Genomic DNA, 15,387 nt, shown 5'->3' with positions numbered 1-15,387 from the left:
CACACCCCACCCACACCACGGAGATCACCATGGACACCATCACAGCAGGGCTCGTCAGCCTCGACGAGAGCCTCGGCGACGACAAGGCCGCGGTGCTGCGCGCTCTCGCCGCCCGCTTCGTCGCCGAGGGGCGCGCGGCCGACGCCGACGCGCTCTTCGACGCCGCCTGGGCGCGCGAGGAGACCGACGCGACGGGCCTTCCCGGCGGCATCGCCATCCCGCACGCCAAGGCAGCGACGGTCTCGGCGGCGTCGCTCGCGTTCGCCCGCCTGAGCCCCGGCGTCGACTTCGGCGCCGACGACGCGCCGGCCGACATCGTCTTCATGATCGCCGCGCCCGACACCGCGGCCGAGGAGCACCTCGCCGTGCTGTCGTCGCTCGCCCGTCACCTCATGGACGAGGACTTCCTCGGCGCTCTCCGCGCCGCATCCGATGCCGACGAAGCCGTCGCGATCGTGCGCGCCGCCATCGGCGAGGGCGACGACGTTCCGGATGAGGCGCCCGCGCCCGAGGAGGCGGCCGTGGGCGTGCCGGAAGGGCTCACGATCGACGGACGCCCCGCGCGGATCGTCGCCGTCACGGCGTGCGCCACGGGCATCGCCCACACCTACATGGCGGCGGACGGCCTCGCAGCCGCGGCGAAGAAGGCCGGCGTCGAGTTCGCCGTCGAGCCGCAGGGCTCGAGCGGCTTCGACGCGGTCGACCCCGCCGTCATCCGAGACGCGGACGCCGTGATCTTCGCGGTCGACGTCGACGTGCGCGAGCCCCAGCGCTTCGCGGGCAAGCCCGTCATCCGGAAGCGGGTCAAGGCGGGCATCGAGCACGGCGACGAACTGATCGCGCAGGCCGTCAGCGCGGCGTCCGACCCCGGCGCCGAGCGCGTCGGAGGCGAGGCCGACGCGGGCGCCTCCGGCGACGAGCAGGGCGAGTCGATCGGCGCGAAGATCCAGCGCGTGCTGCTGACCGGCGTGTCGTACATGATCCCGTTCGTCGCGGGCGGCGGCCTGCTGATGTCGCTCGGCTTCCTGCTGGGCGGCTACGAGATCTCGGATGTCGCGCGCGACATCGCGCTGAACAACGCGCTCTGGAACCTGCCGGACGGCGGGCTGCTGCAGTACCTCGGCGCCGTCGCCTTCATCATCGGCAAGACCTCGATGGACTTCCTCGTGCCGGCGCTGGCCGGGTACATCGCGTTCGGCATGGCCGACCGCCCCGGCATCGCGCCCGGCTTCGTCGCCGGTTCGGTCGCCGTCATGATGAGCGCCGGCTTCATCGGCGGCATCATCGGCGGCGTGCTCGCCGGCCTCGCGGCCTGGTGGCTCGGCTCCCTGAAGGCGCCGCAGTGGCTGCGCGGCCTGATGCCGGTCGTGATCATCCCGCTGCTGGGCTCGATCTTCGCATCCGGGCTCATGATCCTGTTCCTCGGGGCGCCGATCGCGGCGCTCATGGAGGCGATGACCGCGGGCCTGAACGGCCTGGCCGAGTCTGGCCTCATCGTGCTCGTCGGCGTCGTGCTCGGCCTGATGATGTGCTTCGACCTCGGCGGCCCCGTCAACAAGGTGGCGTACGCGTTCGCTGTCGCGGGCCTCGAGGGGGCGTCCGAGTCGAACCCCGTGCCGTACCTGATCATGGCCGCCGTGATGACGGCGGGCATGGTTCCGCCGCTCGCGATGGCGCTCGCCTCGACGGTGCTCGACCGCAAGCAGTTCACGGCCCCCGAGCGCGAGAACGGCAAGGCCGCCTGGCTGCTGGGCCTGTCGTTCATCTCCGAGGGCGCGATCCCGTTCGCCGCCGCAGACCCGCTGCGCGTCATCCCCGCCTCGATGCTGGGCGGCGCGGTCGCGGGCGGCCTCTCGATGACCTTCGGCGTCGCCTCGCAGGCCCCGCACGGCGGTGTGTTCGTGTTCTTCGCGATCGACCCGCTCTGGGGATTCGCGATCGCGCTCGCCGCGGGCACGATCATCACCGGCTTCGCGGTGGTCGCGCTGAAGCGGTACGCGCACAAGCGCACCTCGGTCGAGGCCGAGGCGGTCGCGGCCTGAGCTGACGCGCCCCGTACGAACCGCGCCCATCCGGATGCCGCATCCGGGTGGGCGCGGTCGACTAGAGATGAGAATCATTCTCTGTTAGCGTTGCTCCTGCGCCTGCGGTGCGCCGAGATCGGGTGTCGGCGACCGGACCGCGGTGCTCCTTCGAAGGGCGGCGCCCCGTGTGATGCCGGGGCGCCGCCTCGTCGTCGCTCCGCCCCGTGAGCCCCGCAGTCGACGCGCCGCCGGTGTGACGCCCGCGGTTCCGGGGCGGCGCCGGGTTCGGGGTGCGCGTTCGGCCCGAGACCCGGTATGATTCCTGGCATGAGCAGTCAGACCAGCGTGTTCGCAGTGACGCACACGCTTGCCGTACGCGACCGCCGCGCCTGACGGCGCGCCTCGCAGAACGCCTCGCGCGTCGTCCATCCGAGAGACCCTTCGCGTCTCGGAACGACGGTCTTCTGCACCCTGCTTGCGGTCTTCACGGCCGATCCGTCTTCGAGGCGCTCCACCTCTTCCTCCTTGGAGCGCGAACATGCGTCGTTCAACCCACGGCGGCCGGCACGAGCTCGGCCAGAACTTTCTCACCCACACGCCCACCATCCGCAGAGTCACGGATCTCGCCGCGGCGACCCGGGGCCCGATCCTCGAGCTCGGCGCCGGCGACGGGGCCCTCACCGGGCCGCTCGCCGGGCTCGGCAGGCCGCTGACCGCCATCGACATCGATGAGCACCGCGTCGCGCGCCTCCGCAGGGCCCTCCCCGGCGTTGCGGTTCAGCGCGCCGACGCGCTGACGGTCGCCCTCGACCGCCCCGTGATCGTCGGCAACGTCCCGTTCCACCTCACCACCCCGATCCTGCGCCGGCTCCTCACCGCCGGGTCGTGGAACGAGGCCGTGCTCCTCACGCAGTGGGAGGTCGCGCGCAAGCGGTGCGGCGTCGGCGGCTCCACCATGCTGACGGCGCAGACCTCGCCGTGGTTCGTCTTCTCGCTGCACGGGAGGGTGCCCGCCGGGAGCTTCCGGCCGCGCCCCAGCGTCGACGGCGGCATCATCCGGATCAGCCGCCGCGTGGAGCCGTTGGTTCCCAAGACGCAGCGCGCGCACTACGAGCGATTCGTGCGCGCGATGTTCACCGGTCGAGGAGGATCGCTCGACCGCGTCGTCGCCAACGCGACCCGCGCCGATCGGGGCCGCGCCCGGCGTGCGATGGCGGACCACGGCATCGATCCGCGCGCCCTGCCGCGCGACCTGACGCCGCGCCAATGGGCGGCCCTCTGGCGGCGCCTGGGGGAGTAGGGGACCTGCCGCGGAACACGTCGCGCAAATATGCCGCGAACTGCTCGATAATTCGTCGGACGGAGCAGTTCGCGGCATGTTTGCGCCGGACGTGGGAGCAGCCAGGGCGGGCGGCTGGGTTGCGCCTGCGCTACGTTCGCCGGATGGGAACACCGAACGGATTCTCGTACACCGTGCGCGGTGACGAGGTCGTGATCACCCACCGAGGCAAGAGCGCGGCCGTCCTGCGCGGTGTGAAGGCGGCGGCCTTCCTCGAGCAGGTGGAGCGCGGCGACCCGCAGCAGTTGATGGCCAGGGCGACGGGAAACTACCGGCGCGGCAACGAGCGGATGTCGAAGCAGCACCCGCGCAACGCCGGGAGGGCGTGACCCGGCTCTGCGAACACTGCACGCGCATCGATGGACGCCTGCCGCGCGGGCGTGCCCCGCGAGGCGCACCCGCCGGCGGCGTGCGCGCGCCTTAGAAGAGCGTCGGCAGCGCAGCCGGGGAAAGGGCGGACGAAGCGGATGCGCGCGCCGCGCGTCTGGCCTCGGGCTGGTCGTCGTCGTCGACGGGGGCGAGCCCATAGCGGCGCAGCAGGGGACGTACGCGCTCCGCGAGCCGGCGGCGGTATGCGGCGGGCGCGTACGAGTCGTGGGCGTAGAAGCGCGCGTACCCCCGTTCCAGTTCCGGGTGCTCGCGCGCGATCCACTCGAGGAACCACTCCTTCGCGCCGGGGCGGAGATGCAGGGCCCCGAAGACGACGCGACGGGCCCCCGCATCGGCGATCGCGGCCACGGCGCGCTCGAGGTCGTCGTCCGAGTCGGTCAGCCACGGGAGGATCGGCATGAGGAAGACCGTGACGTCGAACCCCGCCTCGGCGGCCGCGCGCACCGTCGCGAGGCGCGCCGCCGCCGAGGGGGTTCCCGGCTCCACCGCGCGCTGCAGGTCGTCGTCGAAGACGGCGATGGACATCGCGAGGTCGATCGCAACGTGCTCGGCGGCCTGTGCGAGCAGCGGGAGGTCGCGGCGCAGCAGGGTTCCCTTGGTGAGGAGGGAGATCGGCGTGCCGCTCTCGGCGAGCGCGCGGATGATGCCGGGCATGAGCCCGTAGCGCCCCTCGGCCCGCTGATACGGGTCGGTGTTGGAGCCGAGCGCGACGAGCTCCCTCCGCCACGATCGGCGGCCGAGCTCGGCGCGCAGCACGGCCGCGACGTTCGTCTTCACGACGATCTGGCGATCGAAGTCGTCGCCGGCGTCGAAGTCGAGGTATCGGTGCGTGTTCCGCGCGAAGCAGTACACGCAGCTGTGAGCGCAGCCGCGGTACGGGTTCACCGTCCACGAGAACGGCATCGAACTCGCCGCGGGCACGCGGTTCAGTGCGGACTTCGCGATCACCTCGTGGAACGTGATCCCCGCGAACTCCGGGGTCCGGACCGACCGCGCGAGGCCGGGGATCGGGAGAGCCTCCTGCTGTCGATCGATCGTCTGTCCACTCCAGCGCATGCGTTCAGTCGAACATAGATTCGACTCGGTTGCAAGCGGGCCGCGCGGCCGGGCCCGCGCGAGTCGGCGCCAGCGGGCTCCGCCGACCCGTCACCCATGCAGCCAGCTCGCGCGGAACCCGTCGCCGTCGCGGGCGAGGAGCACGACCTGGCCGTTCGGGAGGCGGGGGCAGTCGTCGCCCGTCAGCGCCGAAACGGCGAGCCTGATGAGGGTGCCGTGAGCGACGGCGATCGTCGCGGGGCCTGCGTCCGCCAGGCCCCGGATGGCGGCGACGCCCCGCGCCGTCGCATCGGCGACCGACTCCGCGCCGGGGAAGTCGTCGTCGGGCCAGCGCTCACGCGCCTCGGCGACGGAGACGCCCTCCGCCTCGCCGTAGCCCCGTTCGACCAGTGCCGGCTCCGGCTCGATCCCGACACCCGGGATGTGCCCCGCGATGATCGCCGCCGTCTCGCGCGCTCGGCTCAGCGGCGATGTCACGATCCGCCGCCACACCGCCACGGAGAGGGCGCGACCGGCGGCGTCGGCCTGTGCGCGGCCGTGCGCGTCGAGCGGGATGTCGCTGCGGCCCTGCATGCGGCGGGCGCGGTTCCATTCGGTGCGGCCGTGCCGCACGAGCGCAAGGGTCACGCCGACACCCGCTCCGCCGACCTGGCCGCAGACGCGACCGACGGGTAGACGCTCGCGCGCTCGACCTCCACGCGCACGCGCTCTCCCGCCCGCAGGCGCGGCCCCGTGTGGTGCACGCGCATGCGGAGCCCGGCCCAGTCGACGACCAGGTCGCTCCCGGAGGGGGTGAACAGCGACGAGCGGATGGACGCGTCGCCCACCGCGTCGGGCACGACCCGCACGGCACCGGGGGCGATCGCGGCCCGCGCGTCGCCGTCCGGAACGCCGACAGCGCAGGGAACCGATAGGGGGTGGTCGCCGGCTCCGAACACACCCTCCGCGACCCGCCCGTCGACGAGCGTCGCGTCCGAGAGGAACTCCGCCACGAAGGGCGACCCGGGGGCGGCGAGCAGCTCCTCCGGCGTGCCGACCTGCTGGATGCGCCCCTCGTCGAGCACGGCGACCCGGTCGGCGAGCGCGAGGGCCTCGGCCCTGTCGTGCGTCACGTGGATCACCGTGAGCCCGAGCTCGCGCGTGAGCGCGTGCAGCTCCAGCCGGAGGCGGTCGCGGAGGGGTTCGTCGAGCGCCGAAAGCGCCTCGTCGAGCAGCAGCACGTCGGGTCGCGCGACGATCGCGCGCGCGAGGGCGACCCGCTGGCGCTGGCCGCCGGACAGGGTCGAGGGATCGCGCCCGTCGTACCCGGCGAGACCTACCGTCTCGAGGGTCTCCGATACGCGGCGCCGGCGCTCGTCGCGCGCGATTCCGGCCCTCTTCAGGGGGTACTCGACGTTGCGGCCGACCGTCCAGTGCGGCCAGACGGCGTGCTGCTGGAACACCATGCCGAGGCCGCGCTTCTCGGGCGGCACGAACGCCTTCCCGCCGGCCACGACGCGGTCGCCGATCAGGACGTGGCCGGATGCCGGCTCCACGAAGCCGGCGATCGAGCGCAGGAGGGTCGTCTTACCGGATCCGGATGGGCCCACGAGCGCCAGGAACTCCCCGTCGTCGATCCGCAGGTCGATGTCCTGCAGACCGAGATTGCCGCCGGGGAATCGGACGAACACGGAGTCGAGGGTGACGGATGTCATGACGAACCCTTCTGCGTGCGGGTGGCGAGGCCGATGAAAGCCAGCCCGAACACCGCGACGATGAGCGACCAGGCGGAAGCGGTCGAGAACGCCCCCGCCTGTTGGAAGTTGAAGATCGCGACGCCGAGGGTCTGCGAACCCGGCGACAGCAGCAGCACGGACAGCGTCAGCTCGCGCACCGCCGTGACGGCGACGAGCACGGCGCCCGAGAGCGCAGCGGGCAGCGCCATCCGGCACGTGATGTCGATGAGCGAGCGCAGACGGCCGGCGCCCGCGACCCTGGCCGCCTCCTCGGCGCTCGCGGGCGTCGACTCGAGCGGCGCCGCGACGGCCTGCACGACGAGGGCGATGAAGCTCGTCACGTACGCGCAAAGGATGAGCCACGGGGTGTTGAACAGGCCGAGTGTCGGGGCGAGGATGAGCCAGGCGACGGCGATCACGATGCCGGGCACCGCCTGCGGCAGGTTCGCGGCTGCGCCCAACCAGCGGGCGGGGCGGGTGCGGATGCGGGCGACCGCGACGCCGATGCCGAGGCCCAGCACGCCGCACACCACGGCGGCGAGGGTGGCCAGCATGACCGAGTTCGCCGCTCCGGTGAGCGCGGATTCGCTCGTCAGCGCCGTGGCGAAGTGGTCGAGGGTGAGGTTGTCCCACGTCAGAGGGACGCCCGGCGCCCTGAGCAGCGTCTGGGTCGCCAGTGCGACCAGCGGCAGCACCGTGATGCCGAGGACGACGGCCCAGGTGACCGCCGCGACCGGGAGGCGCGCGGCGCCGAGCCGCATCCGCTGCGCTCGGGCCTGCGACATGTCGAGCTGGGCGCCGCGGCCGGAGGCCAGCGCCTGCAGCACGACGCCGATCAGGGCGAGGAGCAGCACGACGACGCCGATCGTGGCGACGATCTGCAGGGGCTCGTCGACCGTGCCCGACTGGAGATACCGGTAGACGAGCGTCGCGAGCGTCACGAAGCGTTCCGGGAGGCCGATGATCGACGGGATGCCGAAGTCGGCGAGGTTGCCGACGGCGACGACGATGAAGGACGACAGCAGCGCCGGCCGCAGCAGCGGCACCGTGACCTGCAGGAGGCTGCGAGCGGGGCCGGCCCCGCTCATCCGGGCCGCCTGCTCGAGGTCGCTGGGGATGCGCTTCAGCGCGGCCGCGATGATGAGCATCACGATCGGGTAGCTGTGCACCGTGAGCAGCAGGATGACGCCGTCGGCGCCGTAGATCGACCAGAGCGGGGAGCCGAACACGTCGCGCCAGGCGAGGTTGAGCGGGCTTGTCGGGCCGGCGATGCCGAGCCACGCGATCGCGCCGACGAACGGCGGCATCAGCAACGGGCTCAGGGCGAACAGGCGCAGCGCTCCTCGGCCGGGGACGTCGGTGCGGTCGAGCAGGAGAGCGAGCGCCGTGCCGACGCCGACCGCGAGCACGGCCGAGACCCCCGCCGAGACGAAGCTGTTGCGCGCCGCTTCGAGCACATCGCCCTGCAGCAGCACGCCCGCCTGGCTGCCGTCGCCCGCGAGGTGCAGGACGGCGCCGATCGGCAGCAGCACGAAGAACGCGATCGCGACCCACAGCGCGGCGGTCGCGATGCCCGCGCCGCCGAAGCGGCGCGCGAGCCGGCGGGCCCGGCCGGAGACCGGGCCCGCCGGCTCGGCAGCAACAGCAGTCATCTACAGGAACAGCGAGCGGAACGTCTCGACGGCCGCGTCCTGGCTCGACTGCACGTCTTCGAGCGCCGGGTTCAGGATGGTGATCTCATCCATCGACGGGGCACCCTCCGGGGTGTCGACGTCGCTGCGGACGGGGAGGTAGGACTGCTCGACGGCCAGCTTCTGGCCCTCCTCGCTGACGAGGAAGTCGACGAACAGCTTGGACGCCTCCTCTTCGTCCGTGTTCGCGAAGATGCCGGCCGGCTGCGAGACGAACGGCACGCCCTCCTCGGGGTACGACACGGCGATGGGCGAGCCCTGGTCGGCGAGCTCGCGCACGAGGTAGTCGACGACGACGCCGACCGGCTGAGCGCCCGTGGCGACGGCCTGCGAGACGGGGCCATTGCTGTCAGCGATGACCGGGGTGTTCTCCGACAGGGCCTCCATCCACGCGTCGCCGAGCTCCGGTGTCAGCGACCAGACGGCGGCGTTGTAGGCGGCGGCGCCCGAGACGTCCGGGTTCGGCATCACGATCTGCTCGGCGTACGCGGCATCGGTGAGCTCGGCCCACGAAGCGGGCGCGTCCGCCTCCTCGATCATCGTCGTGTTGTACGCGATGACGGTCGGGATGATGCGGGTGCCCGTGTAGAACCCCTCGGGGTCGACCACATCGGGGTTGATCGCGTCGACGTCGGCCGGCGTGTACGCCAGCAGTTCGTCGTCGGCGGCGTAGCCCTCGAACGTCGCGGCGTCGGCGGCGAGGAGGATGTCGGCCTGCACGCCCTCGCCCGATTCCTGCTCGGTCGCGATGCGGGTCGTCAGGTCTCCCGTGCCGGCGCGGAACACCTCGACGGTCACCTCGGGGTGCTCCGCGTTGAAGGCGTCGACCAGCGCCGCCATCTTCTCCTCGGGCTCGGACGTGTAGACCGTGATCGTGCTGTCCTCGGCGGCATCGCCCGCCGCGTCGGCGGTGGCGTCGGCCGACGAGCAGCCGGTGAGCGCGACGCCGGCGACGCCGAGGATCGCGAGCGGGGTGAGGCGGGTGAGCTTGCGGGGCATTGTGTATTCCTCTTCGGGTATGAAATGGATCCGGCCGCCCGGTCAGGCGGTGACGGGCTGGGTGAACAGGGGAGCGGGGGAGTCGAGGGAGATGCTCGTCGCCGCGACGCCGCCCGGGAGCAGGTGCACGAGGGAGAACATCGCCTGGTCGTGGCCGGCCACGACATCGGGGCCGGCGTTCATCACCTGGTGGTAGGCGAGCGCCGGGCCGACTGAGACGGGCACGCCGCGCAGCGTCGCCGAGAGCGGGTGGTGGAAGTGACCGGCCAGCACGGCGAGGGCGTCGGACCCGGCGAGCACGTCGAGGAGCGCGCCCGCGTCGGCGAGCCCGGCCTTGGCCAGGGTCGGCAGTGGTGAGCCGAGCGGCGGATGGTGCAGCGCGACGACGGTGCCCGCGCCGTACGGCTCGCGCAGCTGTTCGCGCAGCCAATCGGTCTGCTCCGCGCCGAGGGCGCCCGTCGACGAGTCGAGCAGCGCGAAGCGCATGCCGGCGATGTGCTCGATGCGGTGGTGCCCTCCCGCGTGGCGGCGCATGCCGCGCGCGGCACGCGCGTCGTCGTGGTTGCCGAGCACCGTCAGGACCGGCACGCCGGCCGCCCGTTCGAGGTCGTCGAGCGCTGCCTCGAGCCGCGGGTATGCATCGGGGTTGCCCCGTTGGATGAGGTCGCCCGTGACGACGATCGCTTCGGGCGTCACGCCGGCGTCGCGCGCGTAGTCGCCGACCGCCCGCAGGCGCTCGACGCCGTCGACCCGGTCGTACAGGCGACCGTCGGCGGTGGCATGCACGTCGCTGATGTGCAGCACCGTGAGGCGGCCCGATTCCCGGCTCACGCGGGCGCTCCGATGCGGCCGACGCGCTTCGCGCGCAGCCCCTCGATCTGTGCGGGGCTCAGCCCGTGCCCGGCGAGGTAGGCGGCGGCGCCGCCGAGATCGGCGATCACGTCGAGAGCGTGGCGGACGGCGGCGACGGGGCTGTCGAGGTGCAGGCGCAGGATCTCGGCGCGGTCGGCGGACTCCAGCCCGTCGGCGATCGCGAGGGCGGCGCGCTCGCGCACCGGCCGCACGTTCGCTCCCGACAGCGCGTAGTCCGCTTCGATCTCCTCGGCGCTCGCGCCGGAGGCCGCGAGCGCGAGCGCCACGACGAGGCCGGTGCGGTCCTTGCCCGCCGTGCAGTGCACGACGGCGGCGCCGTCGGCGTCGACGATCGCGCCGACGGCCTCGGCGAGGGCTGCGCCCCGCTCGCGCAGCAGCCGTTCGTAGATCTCCTCGAGGCGCCCCGTGAGGGGAGCGGGCCGGCCGTAGATCGGCACGCTCCGCACGGGCAGGCCGTGTGCGACGGGGCCGGCTTCGTCCGGCTCGCGCAGGTCGACGGCGATCGATGCGCCCAGGCCGCGCAGGGCGGCGGCGCCTTCCGGCGTGACCCGCTCCGGGGCGCCCGTGCGCACGAGCCATGCCGGGTCGCCGAGCGCCCTGGTGTTGAACATCCCGTCGATGTCGAGCTGCGTCATCCGGGGCCTCTCGGTGTTACGTGCGTTTCGCGACCTATGGAACGCGGTTACGGGAACAGGCTGACGGCGGCGGACGACGAAGCGGTGGAGGCCGCCTTGCGCGGAGGTGAACGGTCGATGAGGTCGGCGTGACGCCGGCCGTGGGGGAGGCGCCTATTCCTCGGTCAGCGCATCCGTGACGACGCCGCGCATCTCGACGACGCCCGCGCGCGGCTCGAGCGCCGAGTGCAGCGCGTGCAGCACCACCGTGTGGCCGAGACGCGCGAGGAACGGATCGACGTCGTGGGCTTCGCCGGCGGGCCCCGTCGCCACGACGAGCGCCGCGAGCCGGCCGATCGGCGAGCGGGAGTAGCTCGTGATGACGGCGACCGTCGCGCCGCGGTCGGCCGCCGCCTGGCATGCGCGCAGCGTCTGCACGTTCGCACCGGAGTAGCTCAGCGCGAGGCACAGGTCGCCGTGGCCGAGGGTGTGGGCGGCGAACTGCTGCGCGAGCGCATCGACCGGCGCCTCCACGCAGCGGCCGAGCGTCGACAGCCGCATGGCGAAGTCCTGCAGAGGCGGGCCCGAGAAGCCGTTGCTGACGAGCACGACCCTGCCTGCGGCATCGATCGCGCCGGCGACGCTGTCGATCTGGTCGGGGTCGACGCACTCCTGCGCGAGGCGCACGGCCTCGATCGCGTCGTCGAACGTGTTCGGCACGGCGTCGGCCTCGTCGCGCGGCGCCATCGGCGCCGACCGCGCCAGCTCCAGCCTGAGGTGCTGGAACCCGCGGAACCCGACGCTCTGGCAGGCCCGGATGACGGTGGCCGTCGACGTCTCCGCCGCGGCCGCCAGCTCGGCCGTCGACCAGCCGACGACGTCATCCGGCCGCTCCACGATCACGTCGGCGACGCGCGCCTCGCTCGGCCCGAGTGAGGACTGCGCCGTGCGCACCCGGGCGACGACGCCGAGAGCGGGCCTGGCGATGCTCATCCCGTCACGGTAGACCCGCCAGGTTACGCAGAGGCGAACGAACGCCTGTCGGCCGGTCGTCGGAACGGCCTCAGGGCGCGAACAGCGCGAAGCCCGCCGCCAACAGCGACATCGCGGACACGAGCCCGAGCAGGAACGCGGGCACGTTGATCGCGGCGGCAACGCGCCGCGGAATGCGGCCGAGGAGCACCTCGGTCGTGATCATGCCTCCCCAGTGCAGCGGGAACATGCTCACGGGGACGAGCGCGATCGTGCCGATCAGCCAGAGGCCGATGGCCAGGACCTCGCCGCCCGGCGAGGCGATCGCGAACACCGTGATCAGCAGCGCGAGCGCGCACACCACGAGATACAGCCCCGTCGTCGCGAGGAAACCGCGGAGGGCCCGGCCGCCCGACCACGCCACGAGCATCGCCCTGAACCGATTCCCGAAGCGGCGCTCGACCAGGATGAACCACGCGATGATCGCGATCGACCAGAGGATCGCGAAGAGGCCGGGGGACATCCCGACAGGATATCCGCACGCGCGCGATCACCCGTGCGGGTGATGCGGCGGGAGCGCCGTGGCGGAATACTCGGGGCATGGCCACACTGCGCGCGCGATCGGAGACGCGGCTCGACGGCATCGGGATGCTCGTCGCCGCCGCCCTGATAGCGGCCGTGGCGCTGCCGCTGACGCTGGTCGTGCTCGACCAGACGCCGGATCGGGGCATCTCGCCGGCGCTGAGCGCATGGGTGATCTCGCTCTGCGCGCTTCTGCACGCCGCGAACGTCCTCGCGCGGTGGCTGCCCACCGGCGCGTTCGTCGCCGGTTCCCTCCTCATGCTCGCGCTGGCGATCACACACATTCCCGGCCTGTCCAGCGCGGCGATGATGCCATCGGGGCTGGCGTATCTCCCGCTCGTGTGGCGGATGGCCGCGGACGACGACCGCCTCCGCTCGCGAGGTGCGCTCGCGGTCGGGATCGCCGGCGCCGTGGTCATCACCGCGCTCGATGCCACCCGCGGCGGGGTCCGTGACCCCCTTCTCCTGCTCGCCGAATCCGGCATGCTCGTGGCAGGGATCCTCGCGGCATGGGCGCTCGGCGCCCTGTCGCGCACGCGGCGCAGCGCCGAGGCGGAGCGGCTCGAGGAGCGCACGCGCCGCGCGGTCGCCGACGAGCGGGCTCGCATCAGCCGCGACCTGCACGACGTCGTCTCGCACTCCCTCGCGGTCATGATCGCTCAGGCGGAGGCGGCGCGCGTCCTCGCGCGGGGCGCCGGCGCCGACGAGGCGCTCGAGAAGGTCGCGGAGACGGGCCGCTCGGCGATGCAGGGGCTGCGCGGCATGATCGGCGTGCTCGACGCGCGCCCGGCATCGAGCGAGGCGGTCCCGGATGTCGCCAGGATCCCCGAACTCGTCGAAGGGGCGCGCAGCGCGGAGCACGTGATCGAGCTCGAGGTGCGGGGGAGAGCGATGCCGATTGCGCCGGATGCGGAGCTGGCGGCGTACCGGATGGCGCAGGAGGCGCTGACGAACGCTATCCGGCACGTGGCACCTCCTGTCCGGATCGACGTGGTCGTCGCCTGGGGCGAGGACGACGTGGAGGTCGTCGTGGCGGACGACGGCGGGCGCGGCCGCGCCGCACCGACCGCCGCGGAGCACGGCGGCACGGGCCTGATCGCGATGACCGAGCGGATCGAGCGAGCGGGCGGCAGTCTGGAGATCGCGAGGGGCTCGGGGTGGCGGCTCCGCGCCGTGCTCCCCGCGGGGGCACGGGCATGACCGCGCCGGTGTCCGTGCTGCTCGCCGACGACCAGGAGTTGTTGCGAGACGCGCTCGTCACGGTGCTCGACGCCGACCCGCGGATCCGCGTCGTCGGCGGGGTCGGCGACGGGGCGGCCGCCGTCGAGCATGTCAGGGCGCATCGAACCGATCTCGTGCTGATGGATGTGCGCATGCCGGGCATGGACGGCATCTCGGCGACCGGCGAGGTGCTGAGGGCGAGCCCCGCGACGCGGGTGCTCGTGCTCACCACCTTCGACCTCGACGAGTACGTGTTCGCCGCGATCCGCGCGGGCGCCAGCGGGTTCCTCACGAAGGACACGCGCCCCGCGGATCTCGCGGACGCGATCGTGCGCGTCGCCGACGGCGACGCGGCCGTCTCGCCGCGCGCGGCGGCCTCGCTGCTCCGCCACGTCCGGCGGCACGTCGAACCGGACGGCGACGCGCTCGCGGCGCTGTCTCCGCGCGAGCGCGAGGTCTTCGCACTGCTCGCACGCGGCTCGTCCAACGCCGACATCGGCGAGAGGCTGTTCCTGACCGAGAACACCGTGAAGACCCACGTGCGTGCCGTGCTCGCGCGCCTCGGGCTGCCCGACCGGATACAGGTGGTGATCTGGGCCTACGAGAACGGCCTGATCCGCCCCGGCGAGGCTGAGGAAGATCACCCGATCGGGTGACCGGCACTCGCCCGCGGAGGCGATGCCGCGGGGCGTGCGCGCGAGGGATCGTTGCCGCATGAACACGATCGGCACCGCCTCCCCCACAGTCCTCCGTTCCGAACGCGCCGGCTTCCGCGGCCTCGTGTGGGCGGGCGCCGCGCTCGGCGTCGCCATGCTCGCCACGGCGCTCGTCTGGCTCGTCGCGCCCGGCCTCGGCCCGTACGCCGCACAGCCCGTGGCGCTGCAGCGCCTGCTCCCGGATGGCGCAGCGAGCGCCGCGATCATGGCCGCCATCCAGGCCGTCCTCGGGGCCGCGGCCGTGGCCACCGCACTCTTCGTCCTCTTCGCCCGCCCGCGCGCCGGAGGTGCGTTCGCCGCCGTCGGGCTGGTGTGCGGCTCCGTCACCGCGCTCGGCCTGGTGGGCTTCAACGGCATCGTCCTCGCGGGTTACCTGCTGGCGATGACGGCTCCGCCCTCGTTCGTCGCCGCGGCGATCGTCTTCGCGATCCGGCGGCCCCGCGTCGGCGGCCTCGTGCTCCTCGGCGTCGCGGCGCTCGCCGCGCTGGCGATCGCAGGGCCCGCTCCCGTCGGCGCCTTCTACGCGCGTGCGCTCCAAGGCCTCGCGGAGATGGGCGTCGTGATGGCCGCGGGCGTCATGTGGATCCTGTTCGCGGGCGTCTGGCTGCTGTGCGGCGCCCTCGCCGTCGCCAGGGGTTCGGGAGCGCTCGGCCGGTTCGTGCTGCGCCGGCGCACCCCGATCACGGTCCTCGCCGCCTGCTGCGCGGCGCCCTACGTGATCGCCAGGGCGAGCTGGCTGACGCCGTGGCCGCTCTTCGGCGGAGAAGCGCTCGCCACCGGCGGAGCCGCCGTGCAGATCACGGGCCTCATGCTCGCCGGAGCGATGCTCGTGGGTGGCATCCTCACGCTCGGGCTCATCATGCCGTGGGGCTCGCAGTTCCCGCGCTGGGTCCCCGTCGTCGGCGGCGGCCGGGTGCCCGTGGCGCTCGCGGTCGTGCCCGCCTCCATCGTCGCGGTGCTGTTCACGGCCGGCGGGGTCGACTCGCTCGTCGCGGGGATCGCGCAGGGCGCAGCACCCATCGAGCTGCTGATCGCGCTCGTGCTCCCGTTCTGGCTGTGGGGCCCGCTCCTCGGGCTCGCGACCTGGGGCTACGCGCTGCACCGGGCGGAGGAGGGCGAGGCGGTGCGCGCCTGAGTCCCCTCCCGCCCGCGCACGGCGGCGGCCCGGATCATCCGGGGCCGCCGCTGTTCGCGG

The 15,387-nt window shown here is 73.3% G+C and carries 15 protein-coding genes; 6 read left to right on the top strand and 9 right to left on the bottom strand.

All coding sequences use genetic code 11. The features are described 5' to 3' along the window. Positions 1-29: 29 nt before the first annotated feature. The 3 genes from C0010_RS06105 to C0010_RS06090 all read left to right on the top strand — a co-directional run bounded on the left by C0010_RS06105 (position 30) and on the right by C0010_RS06090 (position 3,692). A complete protein-coding gene (locus C0010_RS06105) occupies positions 30-2,042 on the top strand; it encodes a PTS fructose transporter subunit IIABC (protein ID WP_105566185.1) in 2,013 nt (670 codons plus the stop codon). A 520-nt stretch (positions 2,043-2,562) separates the two neighbouring features. Next, positions 2,563-3,324, top strand: a complete 762-nt coding sequence (gene erm / locus C0010_RS06095) for a 23S ribosomal RNA methyltransferase Erm (RefSeq protein WP_105566183.1) — start codon at positions 2,563-2,565, stop codon at positions 3,322-3,324. A 143-nt stretch (positions 3,325-3,467) separates the two neighbouring features. Then, positions 3,468-3,692, top strand: a complete 225-nt coding sequence (locus tag C0010_RS06090; RefSeq protein WP_105566182.1) for a hypothetical protein — start codon at positions 3,468-3,470, stop codon at positions 3,690-3,692. A gap of 91 nt (positions 3,693-3,783) precedes the next feature. Here C0010_RS06090 and C0010_RS06085 read toward each other — a convergent pair whose 3' ends face one another. The 9 genes from C0010_RS06085 to C0010_RS06045 form a co-directional block, all read right to left on the bottom strand. Next, a complete protein-coding gene (locus C0010_RS06085) occupies positions 3,784-4,809 on the bottom strand; it encodes an Rv2578c family radical SAM protein (RefSeq protein WP_105566181.1) in 1,026 nt (341 codons plus the stop codon). Between the two features lie 90 nt (positions 4,810-4,899). Continuing rightward, positions 4,900-5,436 (bottom strand): histidine phosphatase family protein, encoded by a 537-nt coding sequence (locus tag C0010_RS06080; RefSeq protein ID WP_105566180.1) that lies wholly within the window; start codon positions 5,434-5,436, stop codon positions 4,900-4,902. Next, the gene (locus tag C0010_RS06075; protein ID WP_105566179.1) at positions 5,433-6,503 is read right to left on the bottom strand and encodes an ABC transporter ATP-binding protein; all 1,071 of its coding nucleotides are present in this window, start codon (positions 6,501-6,503) and stop codon (positions 5,433-5,435) included. The genes C0010_RS06080 and C0010_RS06075 overlap by 4 nt, the downstream gene beginning before the upstream one ends. Further along, a complete protein-coding gene (locus C0010_RS06070) occupies positions 6,500-8,176 on the bottom strand; it encodes an ABC transporter permease (RefSeq protein WP_105566178.1) in 1,677 nt (558 codons plus the stop codon). Before C0010_RS06070 ends, C0010_RS06075 begins: the two co-directional genes overlap by 4 nt. Further along, a complete protein-coding gene (locus C0010_RS06065; RefSeq protein WP_105566177.1) occupies positions 8,177-9,214 on the bottom strand; it encodes an ABC transporter substrate-binding protein in 1,038 nt (345 codons plus the stop codon). It lies immediately after the preceding gene. Positions 9,215-9,256: 42 nt separating this feature from the next. Further along, on the bottom strand, positions 9,257-10,045 hold the full coding sequence (locus C0010_RS06060; protein ID WP_105566176.1) for a metallophosphoesterase family protein: 789 nt from the start codon (positions 10,043-10,045) through the stop codon (positions 9,257-9,259). Beyond that, positions 10,042-10,722, bottom strand: coding sequence for a tyrosine-protein phosphatase (locus C0010_RS06055; RefSeq protein WP_105566175.1), 681 nt, complete (start codon positions 10,720-10,722; stop codon positions 10,042-10,044). Before C0010_RS06055 ends, C0010_RS06060 begins: the two co-directional genes overlap by 4 nt. Positions 10,723-10,875: 153 nt before the next feature. Beyond that, positions 10,876-11,694 (bottom strand): MurR/RpiR family transcriptional regulator, encoded by an 819-nt coding sequence (locus C0010_RS06050; protein ID WP_105566174.1) that lies wholly within the window; start codon positions 11,692-11,694, stop codon positions 10,876-10,878. Positions 11,695-11,764: 70 nt separating this feature from the next. Continuing rightward, positions 11,765-12,196 carry a hypothetical protein gene (locus C0010_RS06045; protein ID WP_105566173.1) on the bottom strand — a complete coding sequence of 144 codons (432 nt, stop codon included), beginning with the start codon at positions 12,194-12,196 and terminating at the stop codon, positions 11,765-11,767. Positions 12,197-12,273: 77 nt separating this feature from the next. On the opposite strand from C0010_RS06045, the gene C0010_RS06040 reads away from it, so the two are divergent. The 3 genes from C0010_RS06040 to C0010_RS06030 are packed head-to-tail and all read left to right on the top strand — an operon-like array spanning position 12,274 to position 15,327. Beyond that, positions 12,274-13,455, top strand: coding sequence for a sensor histidine kinase (locus tag C0010_RS06040; protein ID WP_105566172.1), 1,182 nt, complete (start codon positions 12,274-12,276; stop codon positions 13,453-13,455). Further along, positions 13,452-14,132: a response regulator gene (locus C0010_RS06035; protein WP_105566387.1), complete on the top strand. Its 681-nt coding sequence runs from the start codon at positions 13,452-13,454 to the stop codon at positions 14,130-14,132. Before C0010_RS06040 ends, C0010_RS06035 begins: the two co-directional genes overlap by 4 nt. A 58-nt stretch (positions 14,133-14,190) precedes the next feature. After that, entirely contained in the window at positions 14,191-15,327 is a 1,137-nt protein-coding gene (locus C0010_RS06030; RefSeq protein WP_105566171.1) for a hypothetical protein, read from the top strand. Positions 15,328-15,387 lie beyond the last annotated feature (60 nt).

This window comes from Microbacterium halophytorum (assembly GCF_002970975.1).
GTDB lineage: Bacteria > Actinomycetota > Actinomycetes > Actinomycetales > Microbacteriaceae > Microbacterium > Microbacterium halophytorum.
The sequence above is the reverse complement of the archived record's forward strand: the minus strand, read 5'-3'. Positions and strand labels throughout refer to the sequence as shown.